We start from the raw sequence: 26,410 nt of genomic DNA on the forward strand, positions 1-26,410 counted from the left end.
GGCATGGCGGACGAGGACGACCCGTATTTCGGGTACAACGAGAACTCCCTCGAGCCCGGTTACGTCGCGCCGCCGTTCCTGCCGGGCTACAAGCCACCGGCCAACCCGTTCATCTCCAAGCCGCCGGCGTTCTACTACTCCGACGGCTGGAAGGGCAATGACAACGGCCGGGGGGACGACAACGGCGCCGCCGGGGGCGACAGCTCCGGCCAGATCGACAACGCCGACATCGACGTCATCAACAAGTGGATCATGGGCGAGCAGCCCGGCACCACGGCCGAACGCGCGCAGCAGTGGTCGAACGTCGCGCAGCTGCTGCAGGACACCGCCCAGGCCCTGCACGACCAGACCCAGACCCTCGCGGAACACTGGGAGTCGCCCGGCGCGAAGGCGGTGTTCCTGGAGAAGGTCGGCATGACGCTGGCCTACCTGCGGGTGTGGGAGGACGCGGCGATCAAGAACTCGGTCGCGCTGCACGGCCTGTCCAACGTCATGTACGAGGCGCAGGCCGAAATGCGGGTCCTGTACCAGGAGTACGCCGCCGTCACGGGCGCCTTGCAGTACCTGGCCGACCAGCCGGGCGTGGGCACACAGTACGGCTACTACAAGGTCATGCCGCAGCGCAAGGTCGACGAGACGAAGGACGAGTACACCGACAAGGCGCGGAAGCTGGCGCACAAGTACGCCGGTGAGTACTCGCCCTACATCGCCACACTCCAGGCGGGACACGCGAAGGCGCTGGACCCGATCAACGCGATCGCGCACCCGGAGGCACTGGGGGTGGACCTGCCGGACGTGCCGCCGCCGGGTGCTCCGCCGGGCGCTCCGGGTGGGCCGCCGCCGGGTGCGCCGCCCGGAGGTCCGAACGGGGCGCCGCCCGGGGGCCCGAAGAACCGCACGCCGCCGACCGGTACACCGCCCGGGGGCCCGAAGCACCCGCCGAAGAACTTCACGAACCGGCCGCCCGGGCCGGGTGGCCCGAAGACGCCGCCGGGTACCCCGCCCGCCGCACCGCCCCCGGCGCCGAAGAACCTGGTGCCGCCGGGTACGCCCCCGCCCGCGACGCCACCGGCTCCCGCCCCCGCGACGCCACCGCCGGGCACGCCGCCGCCCGCGTTCGCCGGCCTGCCGCCGGGTTTGCTGCCCAACGGCTTCCGCGGCGGCAAGATCCCGCCCGCGTCGTTCGGCGGTAACAAGCCGTCGCCGGGCCTGTTCGACGGGTCGAAGGCGCCGAACGCCGCGCCGCCGACGCTCGGCTCCACCTCGCCGGACACCTCCGCCGGTGCCCCGCCCGGTGGCTTCCCGTCGTCGTCGGCGCCGAACAGCCTCTACCCGCCGGGCACGATCACGCCGCCACCGGGCGGTCAGGTGCCGGAGAATCCGAAGGAGAAGTCCCCGGGTGCGAACCAGCCCGGGATTCCCTCCTACGGCGAGCAGTCCTTCACCGACCACCTGGAGATGGAGGCGAAGAGCGCCGCCCAGCAGCAGGCGTCCGCCGCGCCGCCGCCTTCGCTGCCGCCGGGCTCGTCGGCGCCCGGCTCCACCGCGGGGGAGAAAACCGGGTCACCATCGGGTCTGCCCGGGCACACCGAGCAGTCACCCGCTTTCCAGGCGCCGCCGAGCACCACCCCACCGGTGCTGGGCAACGACAAGAAGCGCAAACAGCGCGCCGGCAGCAAGGCCGAGGCGCCGGCCGTGCCGCAGGACGGGCCGGGGCTGGGCGCGCCGCCGGTGCTGTCCAACCCGCACCGCAAACCACCGGAGAAGACGTTCACCGAGAAGCAGCGTGAGCGCAAGCGGGCGCCGCGGCCGGCGGTGCCCGGGTCGGAGTTCGCGGCGAACCTGCCGGCCGGGATCGCCCCGGTGTTCGACGGCCGCTTCTCCACGGAGGAATACGTGGTCGGTCCGGCCGGGGAGATCCCGTCGGTGCTGCAGGCGGCCGCGCCCGTGGTGTCCGCACCGGACCGGCACGCCAAGCCGGTCGTGCACGCCGACCGCGCCACCCGGGTGGCCAAGCCGGCCGAGAAGACGCCGGTCCGGGAGGACACGGCCTTCGAGGTGGAGACGCCGGGCGGCCCCGTCGTCGCGGGCGGCCAGGAGGAGCGGCGGCAGAGTCCGGCCGGACCGTCCCCTCTGGACGGACGGACCTGACCGGAGCCGCGGTCGCGGTGGTGCCCCGCCCGGCGCGGGGCACCACCTGGCACGCCTGGCGCTGGGCGGAGGCCCACTACCCACGAGGGCCGGCCAGGGGCACCGGCGTCCCCGCCCGGGATCAGTACCGGCCGGGCCGGCCCAGCCGCTCGCGCTCCGCCGGCGCCGGATCCACCCACACGTAGTGGTTGGTCTCCCCCGCCAGCACGGCCAGCATGTCGTCGCGCAGCACCTGGAGTTGCTGGGACGTCCGCTGGGTCAACTGGAGCGCCGGCGCCAGCAGCGCGGCCTCGTTGGGCGTGAGCCGCTGCATCAGGACCAGGTCCGAGCCCGGCACCGCGCCGACGCGTTCCGGCGTGAGGCGGCGGTGCAACAGCACCCTGGTCTGCCACGCTTCCGGCTCGCTCTGGGTCTGCGGCGCGTCGTGCAGGCACAGCACCGGCGCGTCCGCGCTGGCGCTCATCGCGGGCGGTGATCCCGGCGCCACCACGGCGACGCGGTCGGTGCGGCCGGTCGCGGACCGTCCCAGTTGGACCCAGTCGGCCGGGTGCTGCGAGAAGACCAGCAGACGCGCACCGGCCCGCAGCGCGCGGTAGGCCATCAGCCGGGCCGCCCAGGCCCCGCCGATCAGGCTCACCGACACCGGTTCCGGCCGGAACAGCGTCAACGCCACCGGGAAGCCGTTCTGGTCGCGACCGAGCGGCAGGCCGACCGACGACGCGGAGATCTGCAGCAGTTCCAGCGCGGCGTCCGACGCGTGGTGCGCGCCGATCCGCAGGCGCGGGATCGACCGGTGCCGTCGCGTGCGCCAGTCCCGGTGCTCCCGTGGCGCGACGGTCGCCGGCCCGGCGGGGCCGGGTCCGGGCGGGCCGGGCGGCATCGGGGCCGGGAGGCCCACGGCGAGCGCGGGCCGCGCGACCTCCACGGTGGTCGCGGTCGCGGTCGCGGCGGCCTCGGAACCCGCCTGTTGCCGCGTCCGCGCCGGAGCCGCAACGGCGACGACGGCAGGGGCCGACGGTACCGCCGGGGCGCCGAGCACGGCCTGCCCCTGCGGTGGCGGCGGCTGCGGCTGCGGCTGGGCCTGCGCCGGCGGAACCGGCGGCCTGGGCCGCGCCATCGCCTGCGCCGGCGGCTGCGGCCGCGACGGCGGGTGTTGCCCGGCGTTCATCGTGCACCTCCCCCGCTCGGGGCCGAAGCATACACGGCCGGCGCGTGCTGACCGTCCAAACGGGACACCCGGGCCCCGTTGCGCTGCGCGAGGGTACGGACCAGGTCGCACACCTGCGCGTACCGCTGCGGGGTCGCCGCGACCCGGACCAGGCATCGCAGCATGGTGCCCTCGTAGGACGGTTCGAGCAGCACCGCGGTGCTGACCAGGTCCGCGGGCAGTTCGGCGAGCGCGGCGAGCAGGCCGGTACCGCGATCCGGGTCCGGCCAGGACTGGATCCAGAAGCAACCGTGCGCCAGCCGCGCCGAGTGCCAGGCCTCCCAGTCCTCGTGCACCCCGGCCGGGCCGCCGCCGGGCCGCAGGTCGCAGGACCGGGCCAGCGCGTCGACGACCTCGTCGGCCGTCAGCATCCGGGCCGGCAGGCCGCGGCGCCGCAGCACCCGTTCCGCACGACGGGTGATCTCGGCGAGGACCGCGGGCACGTCCAGGCGCCCCGTCGCCGAGTCGATCATCGACTCGGCGACCGCCGTGGCGTCCAGCCGGACCGCCACCCACAGCACGCGGTCACGGGTTCCGGCGTCCCGCCCGGGCACCGAGTGCGTCACCACCTGGATGACGACACCGGCCTGTTCGGCCTCGGCGGCGGTGCGGGCCAGCGCCGCGAGCGGCACGGGCGGGTTCGCGACCGCCGCGCCGCCGCCGACCTCCAGCACGGCGAACCAGCCCGCTTCGTCGCTGCCCATGCCGAGCTTGCTGCCGCCGGGGCCGTCGATGTTCTCCACCACGAGATCCGGCACCAGCTCGCACAACGCGGTGAGCCGCGGGTCGTCCCGCCGCTCACCCGCGGTGCCCCGGCGGGACCGGAACCCCATCCACAGCATCAGGCTCTCGGTCCACCAGCGGCCCTGGGATCGCCCGAACATCAGCACGATCGCGGCGAGACCGATCACGCCCGCCACGATCAGCGCCCACATCTTCTGCACGCCGACGGCCGCGACGACCACGAGCACGACCTCGAACGCCAGGAGGCGGGCCAGGCTCACCACCCCGAGCCGTCCCCGGCCGCGTGCGGGGCGGAACCACGCCTGCCGTCTGGCCTGGGCGCGCAGTTCGACGGAGCCGCCGCCACGCGCGTCGAACTGCGCAGCGGCCTGCGGCTGCTGACCGGTCGTGATCACCTGCGGAGCCCCTTCCACCAGCCAACGATATAGCCGGACCCCGCCATGATCACCGCACGAAAACCCGCGGTGTTCGCGGCGGACCCGTAGCCGCCCCGCACCCTACCGCGACCCGGCGCGCCAGGGCTGGTGATGACCTGGCGTTTTCCCCTTGGCCGCGCGGCGCCGCGGTGTCGGTTCCGTGCCAGGGCGTTCGGCCACGCTGGCACCGGAAGCGCACTCTCTCCTGGCTGTCGGAGGCAACGGCAGGTGACCCCACCGCTCTTCGAGCCGGCCGATCCGGTCCGGACGTACCTCAACGGCATCAGCCGGTCCGAGCTGCTGACCCTGGAGGAGGAGGTCGTCCTCGCGAAACGGATCGAGGCGGGTCTCTACGCGCAGCACGTCCTGGCGACCACGCCGATCGCCGACCCGGAACGCCGCGCGGACCTGCAGCTCGTCGCCGACGAGGGCCGCGAGGCGAAGAACCGGCTGCTGGAGGCGAACCTGCGGCTGGTGGTCAGCATCGCCAAGCGTTACACCGGGCGCGGCATGTCGTTGCTGGACCTGATCCAGGAGGGCAACCTCGGGCTGATCCGCGCGGTGGAGAAGTACGACTACACGCCGGGGTTCAAGTTCTCCACCTACGCGACGTGGTGGATCCGCCAGGCGATCAGCCGGGCGCTGGCGGACCAGTCCCGCACCATCCGGATCCCGGTGCACCTGGCCGAACAGGTCAACCGGGTGCTGGCCGCCCGGCGGGAGCTGGCCGTCCGGCTTGGCCGGGAACCCGGGCACGAGGACATCGCCGCGGAACTGAGCCTGACGCCGTTCCAGGTGATCGAGCTGCTGTCCTACAACGAGGAGCCGATCAGCCTGGATCAGACGGTCGGCACGGACGGCACCAGCGTGCTCGCGGATTTCCTGTGCCACCCGGCGCGGCCCGGCGTGCCGTCGTCGTACCACGTGCTGCGCCGGGAGATCGACGATCTGCTGGGCACGCTCACCGCCCGCGAGCAGCAGGTGATCCGGCTGCGGTGTGGTCTGGACGACGGCCGTCAGCGCACCCTCGAGGAGGTCGGCCGCGAGCTCGGCGTCACCCGCGAGCGGATCCGCCAGATCGAGCGGCGCACGCTGGACAAGCTACGTGAGCAGTCCCGCACCAGCCGGCTGCAGGCCTACGTCTCCTGACGCCGCGACGCGAAGTCCGCAGCGCCGCCGCGCCGCCACCGTACCGGCGCCGGTGACCTGCGCGTTCGATCTCCCGTCGCGGTCAGCCCGGCGGTCCCGGTCCGGCAGCGGGGCCGGGCACACTGACCGCATAGCGACCGTCGAGGGGGAAGATGGGCAGGCTGACGTGGCTGACACGAAGTCCCGCTGCCGCACGTGCGGGGATTGGGACGGCTGGATCCTGGAGACCGACGTCGATCCGGTGACCGGTCTCGTCACCTCGCACGAGGCGCCGTGCCCGTGGTGCCGTCCGGCTTCGCGGCACCAGGAGGATCCGTTCCGGCCGTGGTGAAATTCGCAGCCCAGATGTAATACGTAGCGCTTGCAGGATCGTTCAACAATTGAGTACGGTCGCGGCACCCGAACGAACCGGAGTCGCCATGGCCGCTGTGCTCGAGGTCGTCGACAGCGGGCCGCTGTCGACGGTGCAGGACCTGGGCCGGCCCGGGTACGCCGACATCGGTGTGACCGCGTCCGGCGCCGCCGACCGCGCCTCGCTGAAGCTCGCGAACCACCTGGTGGGCAACAGCGCCGGCGCGGCGGCGATCGAGGTGACGTTCGGCGGGTTCGCCGCCCGCGCGAGCCGGGACCTCGTCGTGGCCGTGACGGGTGCACCGAGCCCGATCACCGTGGGCCGGACGAGTGCCCCGATGAACTCGCCGCTGCGGATCCCGGCGGGCACCGAGTTCCGGCTGGGATGGCCGGCCACCGGGCTGCGCAGTTACGTGGCGGTCCAGGGCGGTGTGACGGTCGAACCCGTCCTCGGTTCGCGGGCGACGGACCTGCTGACCGGGCTGGGACCGGATCCGTTGCGGCGCGGGATGGTTCTCCCACTGGGCGACCCGGTTCGCCCCGCGGCGCCGCACGGCGAGGCGCCGGTCTGCGCTCCCCCGTCGGACGAGCTGACGCTGCGCATGATCCCCGGTCCGCGCGACGACTGGTTCGCCGAGTCGGCGTCGCGGACCCTGCTGTCGCAGCCCTACGTCGTGACCTCGGAGAGCAACCGCATCGGAATCCGGCTGGACGGGCCGGTGCTGCCCCGCGCGCAGCAGGGGGAACTGGTCAGCGAGGGCATCGTGGCCGGAGCGTTGCAGGTGCCGCCGTCCGGAAGGCCGACGCTGTTCCTCGCCGACCACCCGGTGACCGGGGGTTACCCGGTGATCGCGGTGGTGGTGACCGAGGACGTCGACAAAGCGGCCCAGGCACGCCCGGGGATGCGGATGCGGTTCACCCTCGCCGACGTGCCAGCCTAGGGGCCGGGTTCGCGGGCTCCGGTGACGGAGCACCCGCTCACTGAACCCGGAGTGGACACTCCTCGGGCCGATCCCCGAATTTGGCTCGTGAGGACGCGCAGTGGAAGTAGGGCCCGGGCAGCGGCAGGAGCTCGGTGGCCGCGATCGCCGTTGCCGATCCGGAAGGTCCACATCGGACCTGGCTGGCACCGGCCTGCCGTCCCGGCGTCCGTCCGGCAGCTGCTGTGCCGGGTCGTCGTGCTCCGCCACCGGCCGTGCGGGCCGCCGGGCTGCCGGCACCGCGGGCGTGAGCACGCGAAAGGTGAGCCCGGTTCACCGACGTGTTCTCGTTCACTGAAGCGGGTGTATATCGTTTCGTGATCGGGCCGCGGGGAAAACGGGTTCTGGTTCCGGGAAATGAACCGAAATGCCTTCGAGTGTGAAGGAGGTTCCTACCGTGCCCACTCGAATACGCAGAATGATCACCGTGCCGATCACGTGCGCCGTCGCGGTCCTGGCGTTCACCGCGCCCGCGACCGCGGCGCAGCTGTCCACAGGCGACCGTATCGTGCACGCCGCGGCTGCACAGGCCGGAAAGCCCTACCGTTCCGGCGGTACCGGTCCGGGCGGGTTCGACTGCTCCGGCCTGGCGCAGTACGCGCACAAGCAGGTCGGCATCACCCTGCCCCGGACCGCCCGGGCGCAGCGGACGGCGGTCCGCGGCGTGTCCAAGCCGGACAAGCGGCCCGGCGACCTGGTGTTCTTCGCCAGCGGCGGCAAGGTTTACCACGTGGGTATCTACGCCGGGGACAACAAGATCTGGGCCGCTCCGGAATCGGGTGACGTGGTCCGGTTGCAAACCATCTGGACCAGTTCCTACACCGTCGGCCGGGCTTGGTGATCCCCGCCGCGGGGCATCCGGCGAACCGGTGCCCCGCGGCGTCATCCGGAGATCACCGCCGAAACGGCGTCCCGGGCGCATTCCTCGGCCATCACCGGATCCGGTGGCTCACCCATCAGGACCAGCCGGTGGTACAGCGGCGCCGTCGCCATCACCACGACCCGGTGCGCGTCCACCCCGTCCGGCAGCTCCCCGCGCGCCTGGGCCCGCGACACCACCACCGCGCACCGCCGGTACCGGTCGCGCCAGAACGCGCGCAACGCGGCCGCCGCCGGGGCCGACCGGAACGACGCCGCGATCAACGCCCGGGTCACCGACGAGGTGTCCCGCAGCGACTCGAACACCTCCCGGTTCACCGCGATCAGGTCACCCAGCAGTGAACCGGTGTCCGCCGGTGCCCAATCGTCCTGTGCCGCCGCGTCGAACACGTCCGCCAGCAGGCCGCCCACGTCCCGCCACCGCCGGTACACCGTCGCCCGGTGCACCCCGGAGCGTTCGGCGACGGAGTCGATGCTCAGCCCGTCGAACCCGGACTCGACCAGCAGGGACGTGACCGCATCCAGGACCCGCGCGCGGGTCCGGGCGGTGCGGCCGCCGGGGCGGCGCAAACCGGTTGCACCGGCCGACTCGCTCATGTCAGCATCTTAGCGCGACTTTCGTCGCGTTAAGGAGGCAACGTGCAGATCGACGAAATCGACGTGCCCGGCGCCGGGCCGTACGGGATCACCGAAGGCCCGGACGGCGCCCTGTGGGTGACGCTGGTCCACAGTGGCCAGATCGCCCGGATCGCGGGCGACATCACGGTGTTCGACCTCGACCCCGGCTGCGGGCCGGCGGTGATCACACCCGGTCCGGACGGTGCGCTGTGGTTCAGCCGCCTGCGTGACGACCGCATCGGCCGGATCACCCCCGGGGGCACCGCCACCTCCTACGCGCTGCCGGACGGCTGCGGCCCGTACGGGGTCGCCGCCGGACCGGACGGTGCGCTGTGGTTCACCGAGATGAACGCCGGCCGGATCGGCCGGATCACCGCGGGTGGCGAGATCACCGAGTTCTCGCTGGGCCTCGACGCCTCGTTCCCGTCCACCCTGGTCACCGGCGGCGACGGCGCGCTCTGGGTGACGCTGAACCAGGCGCACGCCCTCGCGCGCGTCACCACCACCGGCGAGGTGACCCGCTTCCCGCTCCCCACCGGGAACGCCGCGCCGGTCGGCATCGCCGCCGACGCGCATGCGGTGTGGTTCGCCGAAATCGGCGCCGGGCAGATCGGCCGCATCACCGGTGGCGAGATCACCGAGTTCCCGCTGCCGGACCGCGGAGCCCGCCCGCACGCGGTCGCCACCGATGGGCGCGGCGGGTGCTGGTTCACCGAATGGGGTGCGGGACGGGTCGGGCACGTGACCGCCGACGGTGAGTTCACGCATTTCACGCTGCCCACCCCGGGTTCCGAGCCGCACGGGCTCACCGTCGGCACGGACGGCTCGGTCTGCGCGGCGCTGGAGGCCGGCCGGATCGCCCGGCTGCGCGCCTGAAGAACCCGGCGGCCCACCACACACAGATTGTCCACAGTGGATCGACGCGGGCGGGCACGCGCGGCGGTACCGGTGGCGCGGCGGGGTGCGCGATAAGGTGCCGCCGGTGAACACGCAGCCGATCCCCGTGGTCCTGGTCGCCGGCTACCTCGGCTCGGGCAAGACGACACTGGTCAACCACCTCCTCACGCATGCGCGCGACCACCGCATCGGCGTCGTCGTCAACGACTTCGGCCGCGTCAACGTGGACGCGCTGGCGGTCGCAGGGCAGATCGACGCGATGCTGCCGGTGGGTAACGGGTGCCTGTGCTGCGCGGTGGATTCCGCGGGCCTGGACCGCATGCTGGAGCGGCTGACCGAGCCCGCACTGGGCATCGACGCGATCGTCGTCGAAGCCAGCGGCCTCGCCGAGCCACGCGACCTGGTGCGCATGCTGCTGGCCGGGGAGAACCCGCGGATCGCGTACGGCGGGCTGGTCGAGGTCGTGGACGCGGTCGAATTCGAGGCCAACCGGATCCGTCACCCCGAGCTGGACGAGCACCTGCGCTTCGCCGACCTGGTGGTGCTGAACAAGACCGACCAGCGGGACGACGAAGACCTGCGGGAACTGGTGCGCGAGCTCAGCGGCGGCCGCCCGGTCGTGCGGGCGTCGTTCGGCGCGATCGATCCGGGTCTGCTGTTCGATCCGGGCCGGCCGGAGCCGGTGGCACGGCAGCTGTCGTTCGACGACCTGCGCCACCAGGACGGCCACCTCGGCCACCCCCACGCGCACCTGCACGACGCCTACCGCAGTGTCGAGTTCTCCTCGGCGACACCGCTGCACCCGCGGCGGTTGCTGAACTTCCTGACCGAACGGCCGGCCGGGTTGTACCGGATGAAGGGGCCGGTGCACTTCGGCGTGCCCGGCCACGACGACCGCTTCCTGTTGCACACCGTCGGACCGTACCTGCGGTTCCACCGCTCGCCGTGGGGCGACGAGGCACCCGGCACGCGGCTGGTGCTGATCGGGACCGGCCTCGACGCCGACGACCTGCTCGCGCGGCTCTCGGCCTGTGTGGAACCCGTCCCGGCGGCCCGCACCGAGCGGGCGATCCTGCCGGTGCTCAAACACTGCGGGTAGCGACCGGCTCGTGCCGACGATCTGGACCGGAAAGATGGGCCAGGACCTGTCGCCACCCGCGTGCGTGGACAAGACTGTGCTGGTGACGGACGAACTCATCAGACCCGCCGATCTCGAACTCGCCGACGCGCTCAGCGCCGTCGTGCGAACGCTCGAGCCGGAGCCGGACGTCGGGCAGACCGTCGGCAACATCGTGGCAGCCGTCGCGGCAACCGTGCCGGGCACCGAGGACGCCGGGGTCTCACTGCTCGACTCGGGTGCGTTGCGGACCGTCGCGCCGTCGAGCGAGCGGGTGGCGCGGCTCGACGAGTTACAGCACGAGCTGGGCGAAGGGCCGTGCGTGGACGCGGTGTTCGCCGGCACCGTCTACCGCACCGGCGACATCCGCGCCGACGATCGCTGGCCGAAATTCGGTGCGGCCGCCGCCGAGCTGGGGATCAGCTCGATGCTCGCGATCCGCCTGTTCACCGGTAAGACCCTGCTCGGGGCGCTCAACCTGTTCTCGTCGGAACCGGATGCGTTCGACGAGTCCGCCGTGCACGTGGGCAGCCTCTTCGCCGCGCACGCGGCCGTCGCCCTGGCCGGTTCCCGCGCCCAGGAGCAGTTGCGCAGCGCACTGGAAACGCGCGACGTGATCTCGATGGCGAAGGGGATCCTGATGGAGCGTCACCGGGTGACCGACGACCAGGCGTTCACCCTGCTGGTACGCGCGTCGCAGAACTCGAACCGCAAACTGCACGACGTCGCCGACTGGCTGGTGCGGGGCACCAACAACGCCGTCACCGGAAGCGATTAGCCCAGCTCGAACGAGCCGCCGCGGCCGGCGCCGGCGGCGAAGCGGCGTGCCCCCTCGTCAGCGTCGGCGGCCAGCGAGACCAGCCCGTGCCGCCATTCGTTCGCCATCGCCGCGCGTTCGTCCAGACCGTCCTGCTCGAGCAGCGACAACCGGTCCTGCCGCAGGCAGGTCTGCGGGAACCGGGCGATCGCCGCGGCCAGGTCCTCCGCCGCGGCCCGCTCGGTGCCGCGCGGCACCACCCGGTTCGCGAGCCCCATCCGCAGCGCCTCGTCCGCCGGCACCGGCCGTCCGGTGAGCACCAGGTCCATCGCCTGGCTGACCCCGATCAGCCGGGGCAGCCGCACCGTGCCCCCGTCGATCAGCGGCACGCCCCAGCGGCGGCAGAACACCCCGAACACCGCGTCCTCGGCCGCCACCCGCAGGTCGCACCACAGCGCCAGCTCCAGCCCGCCCGCCACGGCGTGCCCGGCGATCGCGGCGATCACCGGCTTGCCGAGGCGCAGCCGGGTCGGCCCCATCGGGCCGGGACCGTCCTCGCCCAGCCGGTTGCCACGGTCCGTGCCGATCGCCTTCAGATCGGCGCCCGCGCAGAACGTGCCGCCCTCGCCCCACAGCACCGCGACCGCCGCCGAGTCGTCGGCGTCGAACTCCTCGAACGCCGTCAGCAGGGCCTGCGCGGCCGGCCCGTCGACGGCGTTGCGGGCGTGCGGCCGGGACAGGATCACGGTGTGCACCGGGCCGTCGCGCTCGACCCGGACCCCAGGCTCGGTCATGCCGTCACGCTGTCACAAGGCTGCGGTCCTTGTCACTCCCGAACGTCACTCCCGAACGTCACGCCGGAGCGGGTCAGGGATTGACACCGGTGAGGGCGAAGAACTCCTGGCGCGACCGGGCGTCCTCGCGCAGCGTGCCGAGGAGGGTGGAGGTGACGGTGCTTGACCCGGCCGCCTGCACGCCCCGCAGGGTCATGCACGTGTGCTCCGCCTCGATGACCACGCCGACGCCCTTGGGGTGCACGCGCTCGGCGAGCCAGTCCGCGACCTGCTTGGTCAGCCGCTCCTGCACCTGCGGCCGCCGCGCGAAGTGCTCGACCACGCGGGCCAGTTTGGACAGTCCGAGGATGCGCTCGCCGGGCAGGTAGCCGACGTGCGCGACCCCGACGAACGGCAGCAGGTGGTGCTCGCACACGGACCGCACCGGGATGCCGCGCGCCAGCACGAGCTCGTCGTAGCCCTCGTCGTTGGGGAACGTGGTCAGGTCGAACGGCCGCGGCGAGAACAGCTCGGCGTAGGCGCGCGCCATCCGGCCGGGTGTTCCGCGCAGGCTCTCCGAGTCCAGGGAGATCCCCAGAGCCTCGAGGAACTGGGCGGCGTGGAGCTCGGCGGCGGCCAGGTCGACGCTGTCGCTCTGGTCGTGGACGACGCGCAGGGCGGGTTCGGGCTGCACGGGATTGCCTTTCGGTGGGGAGGTGGGGCAGCGGGCGGGCCGCGTCGCGTGGTGTTCCGCGCCGGCCGTGGCGTCCCGCCTCGCACTTTTCACCAACAAAGTTTGGTCTTTTCTTCCGGCTGAAGTCAAGGCTTCTCGGTGGCATTGGGCAAAGGAGGTTCGGTGATACCGTGGAACGATGACGGAGGGGCCGATCCGGGCACTGGCCGCGCTCGACGACGAGCTGCGGCGCCGCATGTACGCCTACATCCGCCAGGCCCGGCGCCCGGTCACCCGGGACGAGGCCGCCGGCTCGGTCGGCATCTCGCGCAAGCTCGCCGCGTTCCACCTGGACAAGCTGGTCACCGCCGGTTTGCTCCGCGCGCGGTACGAGTTCGTCGGTGAGCGGCGCGGCGCGGGCCGCACCCCGAAGGTCTACGAGCCGTCCGGATTGGACCTCCGCGTCAGCGTCCCGCCGCGGCGGCCCGACCTGCTGGCGGACATCCTGCTCGACGCGGTGGTCGAGGAGGATGCGGGTGAAACCGCGCACGAGGCCGCGCTGCGGATCGCCCGGGAACGGGGACACGCGGTCGGCAGCGCCGAGCGGGAGCGGGCGCGGCCGGGACGGCTGGGCGCCGAGCGGGCACTGACGCTGGCCGCGGACGTCGTGGAACAGCACGGCTTCGAGCCGAGCCGCGAGTCCCCGGCGTGCCTGCGGCTGCGCAACTGCCCGTTCCACCCGCTGGCGGTGAAACAACCGGCGGTCGTTTGCGGGCTGAACCAGTCGTTCCTGACCGGGCTGCTGGACGGGCTGGGCGCCAGCACTGTGGAGGCGGCGCTCGAGCCGCGACCCGGCGAGTGCTGCGTGGAGCTCCGCTCGGCGGAGTAGGCCCGGGGCGCAGGCCGGTCAGGCCGGTCCGGTCAGCGCGTCCAGCGCGTCGGGCAGGGAGCGCAGGTGCCGGGTGCCCTCGGGGAGCGGCACCCCGTCCCAGCCGGGGCCGGCCACGTACAGGCGGGTGCCGGTCAGCTCCGCCGCCGGAACCAGGCGCGCCAGCTCCGCCGAATGCGCCCACACCACCGTGGCCGGCGGTTTGCGTGCCGTGACGGTGGCGAGCAGGGACTGCGGCGGAACCCGGGCGCCGAGCGCGATCGTGCCGCGCCCTCGTTCGGCGAGCGCGTGCCGCAGCACCTCCAGCGGCAGTGAATGCTGCTCCTCCGGCGCGCATGCCAGCAGCACGGAAGCCGCCGCGGTGTGCCCGGGCGGGATGGCGTGCAGTGCGGCGATGATGCCGTCGGTCGCGAGGTGCTCGACCTCCACCGGGCCGTCCGGCTCGGCACACCGCTCGCCCAGCTCCTGCAGGAACGGCACGAGCAGCTTCTGCCACGTGTCCACGGTGCCGTGCCGGTCGAGAAAGCCCACCACGATGCGGCGGAAGGCGTCCGGGTCGAGCTTTTCGGCGGCTCCGCGCAGTGACCGCCGCCGCCGGCTCGCCACCCGGTCGGGCACCCGGCCGAGCGGGCCGATCCGCGGCGCCGTGCCGGCGCTGACCGTCGCCGCCGCACTCGCCACCGGCACACCCTGGCGCACCAGCTGCACCACGCGCTCCAGGCGCCGCAGGTCGCCGACCGTGTAGCGGCGGTGCCGCCCCGGCTCCCGCGAACTCGGCCCGAGTCCGTGCCTGCGGTCCCAGCTGCGGAGGGTCGCGACGGCGACGCCGAGGCGGCGCGCGACCGCGGCAGGGGTCAGCACCGCTTCGGGCGGTACCGCGTCTCGTGCGGCCTGCCCCGTGCGGGTCATCGGCTCGCGCCTCCTGGTGATGTCCGGGTGGCCGCCTCCCGGCGGATTCATCCTTCGATTGTGCAACATTTCCAGGTCGCACGGTTGCGGGACAAGTCACTGACCACAGGAGCATCACGGGGTTACTGGAACGATCGGTTGGATATAAGCTAGGCTGCGGGTATGGCGAGGACCAAGGAGTTCGACCCCGACGCCGCGTTGCAGGCCGCGCTGGAGCTGTTCTGGCGGCAGGGCTACGAGGCCACCTCGATGCAGGACCTGGTCGAGCACCTCGGCGTGAACCGCGCCAGCCTGTACGCCACCTATGGCAGCAAGCACGACCTCTACCTGCACGCCCTGGACCGCTACTGCGAGCTACGCGGGATCCAGACGATGACGGTGCTGAACCGGCGCGGCCCGGCGCTGGCCGCGGTCCGCGACTTCATCCGCGGCTACCTGACCGAGGTGCTCGAGGACGCCGACCACAAGGGATGCCTGGTCACCAACACGGCAACCGAGCTCCTGCCGCGCGACGCCACAGCGGCGCGGCGCGTGGAGATCGCGTTCGGCGAGCTGGAGGCCGCGCTGGCCGGCGCCCTGACCCGGGCGCAGCACGAGGGTGATCTCGCGCCGGACAAGGATCCGCGGGCACTGGCCCGCTTCCTGGTCACGTTCGTGCAGGGCCTGCGGGTCGTGGGCAAGACCGACGACGTGCGCCGGGCCGGCGAGGCCGTCGACCAGGCGTTGTCGCTGCTGGCCTGACCGCCGCCGCGGCACGCCCGAATTATGGAATGATCAGTTGGTTATGGAAGGAGTGCGTATGCCGCGCGCTATCTACGTGCTGAGCCTCGGCGTGTTCGCGATGGTCACCAGCGAATTCGTCGTCGCCGGGCTGATGCCCCAGCTCGCGGACGGGCTGGGGGTGACGGTTCCGGAGATCGGCTACCTCATCACCGCGTTCGCCGTCGCGATGGCCGCCGGCGGCCCGGTCCTCACCGTTGCGCTGCTGCGGCTGAACCCGAAGTCCGCGCTGATGCTGCTGTTCGTGATCTTCCTGGCCGGCAACGTGCTCGCCGCGACGGCGACGGGCTACGGCACGATGATGGCCGCCCGCATCATCACCGGTGTCGCGTCGCAGGCGTTCTTCGGCATCGGCGTGTCCCTGAGCTCACAGCTGGTCCGGCCGGAGGTCCGCGGCCGGGCGATCGCGGTGGTGCTGAACGGCCTGATGCTCGGCACGCTGCTCGGCCTGCCGCTCGCCACCGTCGTCGGCGAGCACTTCGGCTGGCGGGCCGCGTTCTGGGCGATCGGCGCGCTGACGGTGGTCGCCGCGCTGGCCACCCTGACCGGAGTGCCCGCGATCGCCCCGTCCGCCGAGGGTGGCTCGTTCCGCGCCGAGCTCGGCGCGTTCCGCGCGCCGCGGTTGTGGCTGGCGCTGTCGACCAGCACGTTCATCATCGGTGCCACGTTCTCGGCGTTCAGCTACTTCACCCCGATCCTCACCGAGGTAACCGGGTTCGACGGCGGCACCGTGCCGCCGCTGCTCGTCGCCTACGGCGCGGCCACGGTGGCGGGCAACTTCGTCGTGGGACGCCTCGCCGACCGGCACACGATGCCCGTGCTGGCCGTCGGGCTGGCCCTGAACCTCGTCTTCCTCGTCGCATTCGCGCTGTTCGCGGACCTGCCCGGGCCGGCGGTGGTGGCGATGCTCGGCATCGGGCTGGCCGGGGTCACGCTGAACCCGGCGATGGTGACCCGCGTGCAGCGCGCCGGGAACGCCCGTCCGCTGGTCAACACCGTGCACTCGTCGTTCATCACGCTCGGCGTGATCCTCGGGTCGTCGCTCGGCGGGCTGGCCATCTCGATGTCCGGCCTGCGCGCGCCGCTGTGGCTGGGTGCCGGGCTGGCGGTGCTCGGCCTGCTCACCGTGCTGCCAGAGCTGGTGCGCCGCCCGGCGCCGGTGCCGGCGCTGCAGCCCTGCTCCTGACCCGCGCGGACAGGAAGTCCCACATCTGCCCGGCCAGCGGGGCGGGCCAGCCGTGGCCGGCCCCGGCGAAGGTCAGCGACTGCACGGCAGCGCCGCCGGTGCAGTCGCGCCAGGTCGTGACCACCGCCGCGCCGTCATGGCGCACCGAGGACGCGGGCGGGCACGAGTCCAGCGCCCGCCAGGTCGCGGTCGCGTGCTCCACCACCTCGGCGCCGTGGCCGAGGATGCCGTCGTTCGTGCCGGCCGCGACCAGCGCCGACAACCCGGCCGCGGCCCGGTTGGCGCACACCCGCGGCGGGGCGGCGCCGTAGGTGGCGAACGCGGCGAACGGCGCCGGCGACTCGCACGCGAGGCGGAACGCCAGCCGGCCACCGTTGCTGTAGCCGACCAGGTAGACCCGCCGCGGGTCGGTGCCGAACGCCTGGGCGGCGTCGGCCACGACCGCGGCGACGAACGCCGGGTCGTCGACGTGGTCCCGGGCGGCCAGGCCGCAGCAGCCGTTGCCCGCGTTCCACGATTGCCCGGTTCCCGCCGGAAATACGATATCGGCCATTCCGCGTTGCGCGAACGGCAGAAAACCGGTGCGGGCCGCCGCATTCCGGACATCCATCCCACGGCCGTGCAGAACGACCAGCAACGGCAGTCCGGAATTCTCCCCCGCCGCTCGCACCGCGAGATAGGACCGGCCCAGCACGGACCGCGTGGACAACGTGATCCGGTTGGCCGGCACCGAATCCGCGATCACCGGCGGAGCCGTGCACGCGGCCAGGGCGGCGCACAGCAGACCCACAGCCATCCGCCTCCGCCACCGCGACATGCGCCCATTCTGAGAGAATTCCGGTCGGCGCGCAGCGCCTCCCGCGATATTTCTCAGGACGTTCTCACCGTCCGCCCAGCGGTCTCCCAGAAAAGCTGACGACACTCGGCCCGGTCGCCCGCCGCCGATTTTCCGAGGAGACACGATGGGCCGAATTTCCGGGTTGCTGGCGGTCCGCGCCGCGGCCCGCCCGGACGAGGTGGCGTTCCTCGACGGCACGGACGGACGGGAGCTGAGCTGGCGCGCGGTCGCGTCCGCCGCACAGCGCTGGCGGAGCCTCGCCCACGACCTCCCGCCGCGCACCCGGATGGGGCTGGTCGCGGCCGATCCGCTGGCCTTCACCAGCGCCTACCTCGGCTGTCTCGCCGCCGGCCTGACCGCGGTGCCCGTCGATCCGCGGCTTCCCGCGGCCGAACTGGACGCCACCCTCGACCGGTTGCGCACCGCGGTCGTCGCCACCGACCGTCCCGATCTCGTGCCCCGCCGGCCGGCCTGGGTCCTCGGCCGGGGCGGACCACGGCCGGTGCGCGCCACGCGGCCGCGGCCCGCGGGTACCGCGGTGCGGCCCGCGGTGCTGTTGACCAGCTCGGGCACCACCGGCGCCCCGAAGGGGATCCCGCTCAGCGAGTGGCAGCTGCTGCACACCGCGCGCCGTGTCGCCCGGCACCACCGGCTGGGCCCCGGTGAGCGCGGCTACACGCCACTGCCCCTGTTCCACGTGAACGCACAGGTGATGGGCCTGCTCGCGACCGTCGTCGGCGGTGGTTCGCTGGTGGTGGACCAGCGGTTCAGCGCCGGCGAGTACTGGGATCGCGTGACGCGCTGGGCGCCGACCTGGCTCAACACCGTCCCGGCGATCCTCGCCTCGCTCGCCCGGCGGCCCGCGCCACCGGCTGCCGTGGCCGACCGGATCCGGTTCGCCCGCTCGGCGTCGGCACCGTTGTCGCCGGGCATCGCCCGGCGCTTCACCGCGCGCACCGGCATCGGCGTCCTGGAGACCTACGGCATGTCCGAGGCCGCCGGGCAGATCACCGCCAACCCGCTCGATCCCGCGCTCCGTCGCGCGGGTTCGGTGGGCCTGCCGGTCGGCGTCGGGCTCGTCGTCGCCGCGCCGGACGGCACCGCGCTCCCGCCGGGCGAGCGGGGCGAGGTCCGGCTGCGCGGCCGGCAGGTGGTGAGCCGGTACCTCGACCTCGACGGCCCCGGCGAACGGATCCGGCCGGCCCGCGGGGCCGACGGCTGGCTTTCCACCGGTGACGTGGGCGTCCGCGACGCCGACGGGTACCTCACACTCGACGGGCGCGTGGACGACGTCATCAACCGCGGCGGCGAGCAGATCTACCCGCGGGAGATCGAGGACGTCCTGCTCGCGCATCCGGCGGTCGGCACGGCCGCCGTCGTGGGCGCGCCCGACGAGCGGCTCGGCCAGGTGCCGGTCGCGTTCGTCACCGCGGCGTCGGCAGCCGGCCTGGAACGCGCCCTGCAGGACTGGTGCGGGCACCGGCTGCCCCGGCACAAACGACCGGCCGTGATCGAGGTGACCGCTGCCCTGCCACTCGGGCCGACCGGGAAGGTGCTGCGCCGTGAGCTGCGCGTCGAAGCGGGCGGGCGGTGAGCCCGCGCGCCGAGCACCTCGACTACGTCGACCTGGTGCGCGTCCTGACGGTCGGGCTGGTGATCGGGATGCACGTGCTGGTGCTGTCCCCGTTCGCGCACGGCGTGGCGATCGGTGCGCTGATCGTCGTCTTCCACGTCAGCCGCGAGGTGTTCTTCCTGCTGACCGCGTTCGTGCTGACCCACAGCACCGTGCGGCGGCCGCGCTGGCCGCGGTTCTGGCGGCGCCGCTACCTGTTGGTGGCCGTGCCGTATCTGCTGTGGACGGTCGTCTACTTCTTCGCCGACGGCGGCCCGTACTCGCTGACCGCGTTCCGCACCGAGCTGCTCACCGGCACCGCGCGGTACCACCTGTACTTCCTGCTGGTGTCGATGCAGATCTACCTGGTGTGGCCGCTGGTCCGGGCCCTGATCGCCGCGACCCGCCGCCACCACGCCGCGCTGCTGGCGTTCGCGGTGGCGTTCCAGCTGGTGTTCGCGCTCGCCGTGCAGCAGCAGTGGGATCTCGGCGCGCTGTCCGGGTGGGTGCACGCACCGGACGCGTGGCTGCCCAGCTACCTCGGCTACGTCCTGGCGGGCGCACTGGCCGGGGCGCACCGCGACCGGCTCGTCGCGTGGACCAGGGCGCACACGGCGCGAGTGCTCGGCGGATGCGCGGCCGCGGTGGCGCTCGGGGTGACCGTCTACTGGGGACAGGTGTCCCTCGCCGGCCAGTCGCCACCGCAGGCCGCCATCGTGTTCCAGCCCGTGGTCGTGGTGGAGAGTTTCGCCGTGGCGTGGGCGTTCCTCGCAATTGGTCTGTTGTGGACCGCGCGGGGAACCCCGGGGCGCCACCTGGTCGGACTGACCTCCGACGCGTCGTTCGGGGTCTACCTGCTCCACCCGCTGGTGTTGCAGTACCTGCTCGCGGCGGTTGCACTGGCCGGTCCCGGCGCGGACCCGGCGCCCGATGCCGTGGTGCTGCCGGTGCTGGTGCTCGGCGTCGTCCCGCTCGTCTACCTCGTGTCCGTCCTGGTCACCGCACTGGCGCGCCGCACCCCGGTCAGTCTCGCCCTCACCGGGCGGCCCCGCCGCAACCGTGCCGCCGTGGCCCGGCCCGCCCTCGTCCCCACCGGAGGAACCCCATGAACACCGGCGTCACCATGGTGATCGACCCCGGCCTGCCGACCGGCGCGTTCACCGACCTCGTGGCCAGCCACGGCGACCACATCGACCTGCTCAAGTTCGGCTGGGGCACCGCACTGGTGACCAAGGACCTGCACCGCAAGGTCGCGGTGCTGCGCGAGGCCGGCATCGGCTGCTACTTCGGCGGCACCCTGTTCGAGCACTACCTGGTGCGCGATCAGCTCGACGACTACCTGCTGTTCGTCGAAACGGCGGGTGCCACCCACATCGAGGTCTCCAACGGCACGATCCCGCTGTCGCAGCACGACAAGGCATCCTATGTGGAGCGAATGGCGCGGTACCGGCCGGTGCTGGCCGAGGTCGGCTACAAGGACGCGGGGCGTTCGGCGTGCCTGGGTCCCGGTGACTGGGTGGCCGCGATCGCCGAGGACCTCGCCGCGGGGGCGGACCTGGTCATCACCGAAACGCGGGAGAGCGGCCGCAGCGGCCTGGCCCGGCCGGACGGGCACGTGCGCGAGGACGTGCTGCACGCGGTCATCTCGTCCGTCGACCCCCGGCGGCTGCTGTTCGAAGCACCGACCAAGGACCTGCAGGTCGAGCTGATCCAGGCGCTCGGGCCGTCGGTGAACCTCGGCAACATCGCCACCACGGACGTGCTCGGCGTGGAAACGCTCCGGCGCGGCCTGCGGGCCGACACCCTCATCCAGCTCACCCCGGCCCCCGTGGCCTGATCGGAGTTCCCATGCGTGATCCGCGAGACGCCTGCCACGTCGCCGTCCCCGCACGCGACCTCGACGAGGCCGTCGAGTTCTACACCTTCGGCCTCGGCGCGAAGCTGGCCCGCCGCTACGACGACCGCGTCACCTTCGACTTCTTCGGCGACCAGCTGGTGTGCCACCTCTGCGACGACGTGCCGGCGGAGGCGGTGGCCTATCCTCGGCACTTCGGGGTGAGCTTCGCCCGCGCCGAGGACTTCGACCGGCTGGTGCGCCTGGTGGAGCACCGGAAGCTGCCGGTGCTGTCCGAGCCGTCGCTGCGGTTCGAGGGCACGGCCGAGCAGCACCGCACGATCTTCCTGGTCGATCCGTCGAACAACGTGCTGGAGTTCAAGAACTACGACGACCCGCGGTTGCAGTACTGACCCGGCCGATCGTGCCCCGCCCGTCAGCGCTTGGCTTCGGTGGCCGGCAGGATCCTCCCCCGCACCTCGCCGAAGCCGATGCGGCCCGCGGCGCCGGGGGCGCTGGCCGTGATGGTCACCTCGTCGCCGTCGAGGAGGAACGTGCGCGGCTCGCCGTTGACCGTGACCGGCTCCTGGCCGCCCCAGGTCAGCTCGATGAACGCGCCGCGCTGGTCCCTCGCCTCGCCGGAGATCGTGCCGGACGCGTACAGGTCACCGGTGCGCGCGGACGCCCCGTTGACGGTCATGTGCGCCAGCATCTGCGCCGGCGACCAGTACATCTCCCGGTAGGGCGGGCGGCTGACCTCCTGCCCGTTCCACGAAACCGCGAGCTCGACGTCCAGGCTCCACGGCTCGCTCTCCCGCAGGTACGGCAGGACCTGCGGCTCCTGCGGCGGCGTCGGCACGCGGGCGGCCTCCAGCGCGAGCAGCGGCACGACCCACGGTGAGATCGACGTCGCGAAGCTCTTGCCCAGGTGCGGGCCCAGCGGCACGTACTCCCACGCCTGGATGTCGCGGGCCGACCAGTCGTTCACCAGCACCACGCCGAACACGTGCCGCGGGAAGTCCGCTGTGGACAGCGGCGACCCCAGCGGTGTCCCGGTGCCGACGACGAAACCCAGCTCCGCCTCGATGTCCAGCCGCCGCGACTCGCCGAACGTGGGCGCGTCCTCGTCCGGGGCCTTGCGCTGCCCGCAGGGCCGCACGATGCCGGTGCCGGACACGACGACGGTGCCGGCGCGCCCGTGGTAGCCGACCGGCAGGTGCTTCCAGTTCGGCATCAGCGGCTCGGCGCCGGGCCGGAACAGCCGCCCGAGGTTGGCCGCGTGGTGCTCGGAGGCGTAGAAGTCGACGTAGTCGGCCACCTCGAACGGCAGGTGCAGCTCCACCTCACCCACTCCGAAGACCGCCGCGTCCGGCACGTCGCCGCGCACCAAATCGCCGATGCGGGACCGCACCTCGACCCAGCGGTCGTAGCCCTGGGCCATGAACGCGTTCAGCGACGGCCGCGCGAACACGTCGTCGCCCAGCGCCACCGCCAGGTCGATCACCGAGTCGCCGACGCGCACCCCGACGCGCGGGGCGGTGCCGGGCGTGGTGAACACGCCGTAGGGCAGGTTGCCGAGCCCGAACAGCGAGCCCTCCGGGATGTCGATCCTGGTCACGCCGTCACTCCTCCGTTCAGCGCCGCGGCCGGGACCAGTCCGAGGTCCGCCAGCTCGGTCACCGGTTCGATGATGCTGCACGTGCCGAACGAGCGGAACCACGTCCGCGCACCGGCGTCCATTTCGGACACCAGCGCGGCGACCCGGGCACCGTCCCGCTCCGCCAGCAACGCGATCAGCTCGTCCGCACCCGCGCCGCGGGCGGCGGCCCCCGCGGCGAGCAGCAGGTTCAGGAACCCGTGCTGCTCGAACCCGGTCTCCGGGTCCGTGTTGCGCACCGCGTGGTGCAGCCCCGCGGTCGCCTTGAACGGGACCCCGGCCCGCACCGCCGCGAGCACCGCCGAGGCCAGCTCGGCCTCGTCCGGGTACAGCCCGGCCGTGACCCCGCCGGTGCGGAACTTCGCCCGGTGCCCGGTCCTCGCGCAGGTCGCGATCACCTCGGCGCGGCGGTCGTCCCGCGGCACCTCGACGAACACCGGGACGTCCCCGGCGGCCTCCAGCCCGGTGAAGAACTCGGTCACGCCGAGGCCCGCGGGCATCGCCACCTCGAACCCGGTCAGCCGCACCGGCAGGTCGGCGGCCCGGGCACGAGCGTCCGGCAGCTGGGCCGGGCCGCCCGGCGCGGTCACCGCCAGGTCCAGCGGCTGCTCCACGACCGCGCCGAGGTCGGCGAGCGCGGGCGCCGCCAGCACCAGCGGGCCGACCAGGCCGCCGTAGCCCGACGCCAGGTGCACCGCGTGGTCCGGCACCGCCTGCGCCAACGGCTTCAGCCCCGGCGGGAACACCGCCGCGTCGTCGAGGAACCCGTCGAACAGGCCCGCCGGGGTCGCCGGGTTCACTGCGGCCCCCGGCCGGCCCAGGTCCAGGCGTAGCCCGGGTCCTCGGCCGCGCGGCCGCCCTCACCCAGCTCCAGCGGGCGGAACGTGTCGACCATGACGGCCAGCTCGTCGAAGAACTCCACGCCGATGCTGCGCTCGTAGGCGCCGGGCTGCGGGCCGTGCGAGTGCCCGCCCGGGTGCAGCGAGATCGAGCCCTGCCCGATGCCCGAGCCCTTGCGCGCCTCGTAGTCGCCGCCGCAGTAGAACATCACCTCGTCGGAGTCCACATTGGAGTGGTAGTACGGCACGGGGATGGACAGCGGGTGGTAGTCCACCTTGCGCGGGACGAAGTTGCAGATGACGAAGTTGGCGCCCTCGAACACCTGGTGCACCGGCGGTGGCTGGTGCACGCGGCCGGTGATCGGTTCGAAGTCGGCGACGTTGAAGGTGTACGGGTACAGGCAGCCGTCCCAGCCGACCACGTCGAACGGGTGCTGCGGGTAGACGAACCGGGTGCCTGCGATACCACCGTTCCCGGTTCCGCCTCTATGTTTGACCAGCACCTCGACGTCGGTGCCGTCGGCCAGCAGCGGCTCGGTGGGCCCGTGCAGGTCGCGCTCGCAGTAGGGCGCGTGCTCCAGCAGCTGGCCGTACTTGGACAGGTACCGCTTGGGCGGCGTGATGTGGGAGTTCGCCTCGATGGCGTAGGCGCGGACCAGGCCGTCGGGCACCCACCGGTGGGTGGTGGCGCGGGGCAGGATCACGTAGTCGCCCTGGCGGAAGGGCAGCACGCCGAAGACCGTCTCGACCACGCCTTCGCCGGATTCGATGTAGACGCACTCGTCACCGATCGAGTTGCGGTACAGCGGCGACGCCTCGCCCGCCGCGACGTAGGAGATGCGCACGTCACCGTTGCCCAGAACGAGCCGGCGCCCGGTGACGACGTCACGGGACTTCCACTCCTCGCCGGGGAACAGCTCGTGCAGCTTGAGGTGCCGCGGCTTGAGCGGGTGGTTGGCCTCGGTCGTCAGGTCCGGCAGCTGCCAGACCGACGAGTCGACGAGCGCGGACGGGATGTTGCGGTGGTAGAGCAGCGAGGAGTCGCTGGAGAAGCCCTCCTCCCCCATCAGCTCCTCGTAGTACAGGCCGCCCTCGGGCGTGCGGTGCTGGGTGTGCCGCTTGGGGGGAACCGCACCGACCTGCCGGTAGTACGCCATGACTTCGCCTCCTTGCCGGTCCGATGTAGTAAATCTATGTACTACCTTGGCGGCGCGCAAGGGTCAGTTGCGGCCCCGCACGTCGAACTGGTCGCGGTTGGTGATCAGCTTGTCCAGCAGCATCACCAGGATCCGCTGCTCGGCCTCGGTGAGCACGCTGGTCCACTCGTGCTCGCGCTCGTTGTGCTCGCGGAAGACCTCGGTCATCTCCGAGCGGCCCCGCCCGGACAGCGACAGCAGCACCGAGCGGCCGTCGTGCTCGCCGGGGGTGCGCTCCAGCAGGCCGTCCGCGACCAGGGTCTTCGCCAGGTTGGACACCGCCGCGCGGCTCATCCCGGTCAGCTCGGCGGCCTTCTTGGCCTCCAGCGGGCCGGCCAGCCACGTGACGAACAGCAGCCGGAACGCCGACCAGGAGTGGCCGCGCGGCCGGTGGACGCTCGCCTCCAGGTCGTAGGTGACGATGTTGGAGGCGCGGTTGAGCGTCAGCAGCACCTCGGTGGCGAGCTGGTGCCGGAAGCCGAACTCGTCGGCGAGCCGGCGGTTGGCGAGCTCGACGAAGGACCAGAAGTCGAGCTCGCCATCAGCCATGACCGCACCTTAACGCTTCACCGAAGTAGTTAATACCTAAACTACCTCGTGCGTGGCCGCCACGCCACGCCGTTCCTTCGTCACCTTGAGCACGGACAGCATCACCGCGCACAGGACCAGGCAGGCGATCGGGAAGTACAGGCCCACCGAGACGTCGTCGGCGGTGGCGTTCTTGCCGATCACGTACGGCCCGAAGAACCCGCCGAGCGCGGCGATCGAGTTGATCGCGGCCAGCCCCACCGCGGTGTGCTCCTTCGACAGCAGGCGCGCGGCCAGTGCCCAGTACGGCGCGAGGTAGCCGAGCACGCCGATGGCGACCAGCGACAGGCAGATCAGCGCGGCCACCGGGGTGTGCCGGAACTGGATCGTGCCGAACAGGCCGATCGCGGCCAGCAGCATCATCGCCACCACGTGCCCGCGCCGCTCGCCGGTGCGGTCGGAGTTGCGGGCCACCAGCAGCATGCCGATCGCGCCGACGATCCACGGGATCACGCCGAGGAAGCCGATGTTGGTCGCCGAGTAGGACCGGTCCATCTGCTTCACGATCTGCGGCAGGAAGAAGGTGAACCCGTACAGCCCGCACGCGGCGAACAGGTTCGCCAGCGCCAGGTAGAGCACCTTGCGGTCCTTGACGACCCGCAGCTGGCCCAGGAAGGTCTCCTTCCGCTCGGGTGCGTAGTCGGAGTTGATCTCCGTCTCCAGCCAGTCCTTCTCCTCGGCGGTGAGGAAGCTCGCCTGGCTGGGCTTGTTCGGCAGCCAGGCCAGCACGATCACGCCGACCAGCACCGCGGGCAGGCCCTGCAGGAGGAACACCCAGCGCCAGGACGACATGCCGAACCAGTGGACGTGGTCGAGGATCAGGCCGCCGGTGAGACTGCCGAGGATCATCGCGATCGGCTGGGCGATCGCCAGCGTCGCGATGGCCCGGCCGCGCTCCTTCGGGCGGAACCACAGCGTCAGGTACAGCAGCAGGCCCGGGTAGAGGCCGGCCTCGGCGATGCCGAGCACGATCCGGGCGAGGTAGAGCTGCGGGATGTTCTGCACGAACCCGGTGACCACGGTGACGATGCCCCAGCTGATCGCGATCCGGGCGAGCCAGATCCGCGCGCCCACCTTCTTCATGATCATGTTGCTGGGGACCTCGAACACCACGTAGGCGAGGAAGAAGATCGCCGACGCGGTGCCGAACACTGCCGTGGTGATCGCCAGTTCGTGCTGCATGCCGAGCTGGGCGTAGCTGATGTTCGACCGGTCCATGTAGTTGAACACGTACAGCAGCGCGACCAGCGGCAGGACTCTGCGGCTGACCTTGCGGATCGTGCGGCTGCCGACATCGCCGGCAGCGGTGGTTTCGCTCATGTCTCTCCTCGTTGAGTACAACAGTTCTGGAGCGAGGGACCGCCTCGGGT

Annotated in this window: 27 protein-coding genes; 15 read left to right on the forward strand and 12 right to left on the reverse strand. The window is 72.6% G+C overall.

Features of this window, described 5'->3' with window-relative positions; translation table 11 throughout:
• Positions 1-3 precede the first annotated feature (3 nt).
• Complete coding sequence (locus FHX45_RS06920; RefSeq protein ID WP_167097732.1) at positions 4-2,151, forward strand: WXG100 family type VII secretion target; 2,148 nt, start codon at positions 4-6, stop codon at positions 2,149-2,151.
• Positions 2,152-2,272: 121 nt separating this feature from the next.
• Here the strand turns inward: FHX45_RS06920 and FHX45_RS06925 are convergent, their stop codons facing one another.
• On the reverse strand, positions 2,273-3,319 hold the full coding sequence (locus FHX45_RS06925; RefSeq protein ID WP_167097734.1) for a hypothetical protein: 1,047 nt from the start codon (positions 3,317-3,319) through the stop codon (positions 2,273-2,275).
• The gene (locus tag FHX45_RS06930) at positions 3,316-4,515 is read right to left on the reverse strand and encodes a type VII secretion protein EccE (protein ID WP_341771381.1); all 1,200 of its coding nucleotides are present in this window, start codon (positions 4,513-4,515) and stop codon (positions 3,316-3,318) included. Before FHX45_RS06930 ends, FHX45_RS06925 begins: the two co-directional genes overlap by 4 nt.
• Positions 4,516-4,746: 231 nt before the next feature.
• Here FHX45_RS06930 and FHX45_RS06935 point away from each other — a divergent pair, with 231 nt between their 5' ends.
• The 4 genes from FHX45_RS06935 to FHX45_RS06950 all read left to right on the forward strand — a co-directional run bounded on the left by FHX45_RS06935 (position 4,747) and on the right by FHX45_RS06950 (position 7,839).
• On the forward strand, positions 4,747-5,667 hold the full coding sequence (locus FHX45_RS06935; protein ID WP_167097736.1) for a sigma-70 family RNA polymerase sigma factor: 921 nt from the start codon (positions 4,747-4,749) through the stop codon (positions 5,665-5,667).
• A gap of 166 nt (positions 5,668-5,833) precedes the next feature.
• Positions 5,834-5,998: a hypothetical protein gene (locus tag FHX45_RS06940; protein WP_208405834.1), complete on the forward strand. Its 165-nt coding sequence runs from the start codon at positions 5,834-5,836 to the stop codon at positions 5,996-5,998.
• Positions 5,999-6,086: 88 nt separating this feature from the next.
• The gene (locus FHX45_RS06945; protein ID WP_167097738.1) at positions 6,087-6,959 is read left to right on the forward strand and encodes a 5-oxoprolinase subunit C family protein; all 873 of its coding nucleotides are present in this window, start codon (positions 6,087-6,089) and stop codon (positions 6,957-6,959) included.
• 457 nt (positions 6,960-7,416) lie between these two features.
• Positions 7,417-7,839 (forward strand): C40 family peptidase, encoded by a 423-nt coding sequence (locus FHX45_RS06950; RefSeq protein ID WP_167097740.1) that lies wholly within the window; start codon positions 7,417-7,419, stop codon positions 7,837-7,839.
• 41 nt (positions 7,840-7,880) lie between these two features.
• Here the strand turns inward: FHX45_RS06950 and FHX45_RS06955 are convergent, their stop codons facing one another.
• On the reverse strand, positions 7,881-8,474 hold the full coding sequence (locus FHX45_RS06955; protein WP_167097742.1) for a TetR/AcrR family transcriptional regulator: 594 nt from the start codon (positions 8,472-8,474) through the stop codon (positions 7,881-7,883).
• 42 nt (positions 8,475-8,516) lie between these two features.
• Here FHX45_RS06955 and FHX45_RS06960 point away from each other — a divergent pair, with 42 nt between their 5' ends.
• From FHX45_RS06960 to FHX45_RS06970, 3 genes are all read left to right on the forward strand, one after another.
• A complete protein-coding gene (locus tag FHX45_RS06960) occupies positions 8,517-9,371 on the forward strand; it encodes a virginiamycin B lyase family protein (protein ID WP_167097744.1) in 855 nt (284 codons plus the stop codon).
• Positions 9,372-9,477: 106 nt separating this feature from the next.
• Positions 9,478-10,491: a CobW family GTP-binding protein gene (locus FHX45_RS06965; protein ID WP_341771382.1), complete on the forward strand. Its 1,014-nt coding sequence runs from the start codon at positions 9,478-9,480 to the stop codon at positions 10,489-10,491.
• A gap of 82 nt (positions 10,492-10,573) precedes the next feature.
• Positions 10,574-11,287 carry a GAF and ANTAR domain-containing protein gene (locus FHX45_RS06970; RefSeq protein ID WP_341771645.1) on the forward strand — a complete coding sequence of 238 codons (714 nt, stop codon included), beginning with the start codon at positions 10,574-10,576 and terminating at the stop codon, positions 11,285-11,287.
• Here the strand turns inward: FHX45_RS06970 and FHX45_RS06975 are convergent.
• On the reverse strand, positions 11,284-12,060 hold the full coding sequence (locus FHX45_RS06975) for a crotonase/enoyl-CoA hydratase family protein (RefSeq protein ID WP_167097746.1): 777 nt from the start codon (positions 12,058-12,060) through the stop codon (positions 11,284-11,286). The two genes, FHX45_RS06970 and FHX45_RS06975, sit on opposite strands and share 4 nt — an antisense overlap.
• A 73-nt stretch (positions 12,061-12,133) precedes the next feature.
• On the reverse strand, positions 12,134-12,733 hold the full coding sequence (gene folE, locus FHX45_RS06980; protein ID WP_167097748.1) for a GTP cyclohydrolase I FolE: 600 nt from the start codon (positions 12,731-12,733) through the stop codon (positions 12,134-12,136).
• 178 nt (positions 12,734-12,911) lie between these two features.
• On the opposite strand from folE, the gene FHX45_RS06985 reads away from it, so the two are divergent.
• Positions 12,912-13,601 carry a helix-turn-helix transcriptional regulator gene (locus FHX45_RS06985; RefSeq protein WP_167097750.1) on the forward strand — a complete coding sequence of 230 codons (690 nt, stop codon included), beginning with the start codon at positions 12,912-12,914 and terminating at the stop codon, positions 13,599-13,601.
• Between the two features lie 18 nt (positions 13,602-13,619).
• On the opposite strand, the gene FHX45_RS06990 is transcribed toward FHX45_RS06985, so the two are convergent.
• Entirely contained in the window at positions 13,620-14,561 is a 942-nt protein-coding gene (locus FHX45_RS06990; protein WP_243868942.1) for a MerR family transcriptional regulator, read from the reverse strand.
• 111 nt (positions 14,562-14,672) lie between these two features.
• Between FHX45_RS06990 and FHX45_RS06995 the strand changes: the two genes are divergently transcribed.
• Together FHX45_RS06995 and FHX45_RS07000 are read left to right on the forward strand one after the other, a co-directional pair.
• A complete protein-coding gene (locus tag FHX45_RS06995) occupies positions 14,673-15,251 on the forward strand; it encodes a TetR/AcrR family transcriptional regulator (RefSeq protein WP_167097752.1) in 579 nt (192 codons plus the stop codon).
• Between the two features lie 58 nt (positions 15,252-15,309).
• Entirely contained in the window at positions 15,310-16,476 is a 1,167-nt protein-coding gene (locus tag FHX45_RS07000; RefSeq protein ID WP_167097754.1) for an MFS transporter, read from the forward strand.
• On the opposite strand, the gene FHX45_RS07005 is transcribed toward FHX45_RS07000, so the two are convergent.
• Entirely contained in the window at positions 16,412-17,272 is an 861-nt protein-coding gene (locus tag FHX45_RS07005; protein WP_167097756.1) for a CE1 family esterase, read from the reverse strand. The two genes, FHX45_RS07000 and FHX45_RS07005, sit on opposite strands and share 65 nt — an antisense overlap.
• 166 nt (positions 17,273-17,438) lie before the next feature.
• On the opposite strand from FHX45_RS07005, the gene FHX45_RS07010 reads away from it, so the two are divergent.
• The 4 genes from FHX45_RS07010 to FHX45_RS07025 are packed head-to-tail and all read left to right on the forward strand — an operon-like array spanning position 17,439 to position 21,173.
• The gene (locus FHX45_RS07010) at positions 17,439-18,908 is read left to right on the forward strand and encodes a class I adenylate-forming enzyme family protein (protein ID WP_167097758.1); all 1,470 of its coding nucleotides are present in this window, start codon (positions 17,439-17,441) and stop codon (positions 18,906-18,908) included.
• Complete coding sequence (locus tag FHX45_RS07015; protein WP_167097760.1) at positions 18,905-20,035, forward strand: acyltransferase family protein; 1,131 nt, start codon at positions 18,905-18,907, stop codon at positions 20,033-20,035. The genes FHX45_RS07010 and FHX45_RS07015 overlap by 4 nt, the downstream gene beginning before the upstream one ends.
• The gene (locus FHX45_RS07020) at positions 20,032-20,763 is read left to right on the forward strand and encodes a phosphosulfolactate synthase (RefSeq protein WP_167097762.1); all 732 of its coding nucleotides are present in this window, start codon (positions 20,032-20,034) and stop codon (positions 20,761-20,763) included. The genes FHX45_RS07015 and FHX45_RS07020 overlap by 4 nt, the downstream gene beginning before the upstream one ends.
• An 11-nt stretch (positions 20,764-20,774) precedes the next feature.
• Positions 20,775-21,173, forward strand: coding sequence for a VOC family protein (locus FHX45_RS07025; protein WP_167097764.1), 399 nt, complete (start codon positions 20,775-20,777; stop codon positions 21,171-21,173).
• Positions 21,174-21,196: 23 nt separating this feature from the next.
• Here the strand turns inward: FHX45_RS07025 and fahA are convergent, their stop codons facing one another.
• The 5 genes from fahA to FHX45_RS07050 form a co-directional block, all read right to left on the reverse strand.
• Positions 21,197-22,378, reverse strand: coding sequence for a fumarylacetoacetase (fahA, locus tag FHX45_RS07030; RefSeq protein ID WP_167097766.1), 1,182 nt, complete (start codon positions 22,376-22,378; stop codon positions 21,197-21,199).
• On the reverse strand, positions 22,375-23,244 hold the full coding sequence (locus FHX45_RS07035; RefSeq protein ID WP_167108555.1) for a hypothetical protein: 870 nt from the start codon (positions 23,242-23,244) through the stop codon (positions 22,375-22,377). Before FHX45_RS07035 ends, fahA begins: the two co-directional genes overlap by 4 nt.
• Positions 23,214-24,413, reverse strand: a complete 1,200-nt coding sequence (locus FHX45_RS07040) for a homogentisate 1,2-dioxygenase (protein ID WP_167097768.1) — start codon at positions 24,411-24,413, stop codon at positions 23,214-23,216. The genes FHX45_RS07035 and FHX45_RS07040 overlap by 31 nt, the downstream gene beginning before the upstream one ends.
• A gap of 63 nt (positions 24,414-24,476) precedes the next feature.
• The gene (locus tag FHX45_RS07045) at positions 24,477-25,001 is read right to left on the reverse strand and encodes a MarR family winged helix-turn-helix transcriptional regulator (RefSeq protein ID WP_167097770.1); all 525 of its coding nucleotides are present in this window, start codon (positions 24,999-25,001) and stop codon (positions 24,477-24,479) included.
• Positions 25,002-25,037: 36 nt separating this feature from the next.
• The gene (locus FHX45_RS07050) at positions 25,038-26,360 is read right to left on the reverse strand and encodes an MFS transporter (RefSeq protein WP_167097772.1); all 1,323 of its coding nucleotides are present in this window, start codon (positions 26,358-26,360) and stop codon (positions 25,038-25,040) included.
• Positions 26,361-26,410: the final 50 nt, after the last annotated feature.

The organism is Amycolatopsis granulosa, assembly GCF_011758745.1.
Taxonomy (GTDB): domain Bacteria; phylum Actinomycetota; class Actinomycetes; order Mycobacteriales; family Pseudonocardiaceae; genus Amycolatopsis_E; species Amycolatopsis_E granulosa.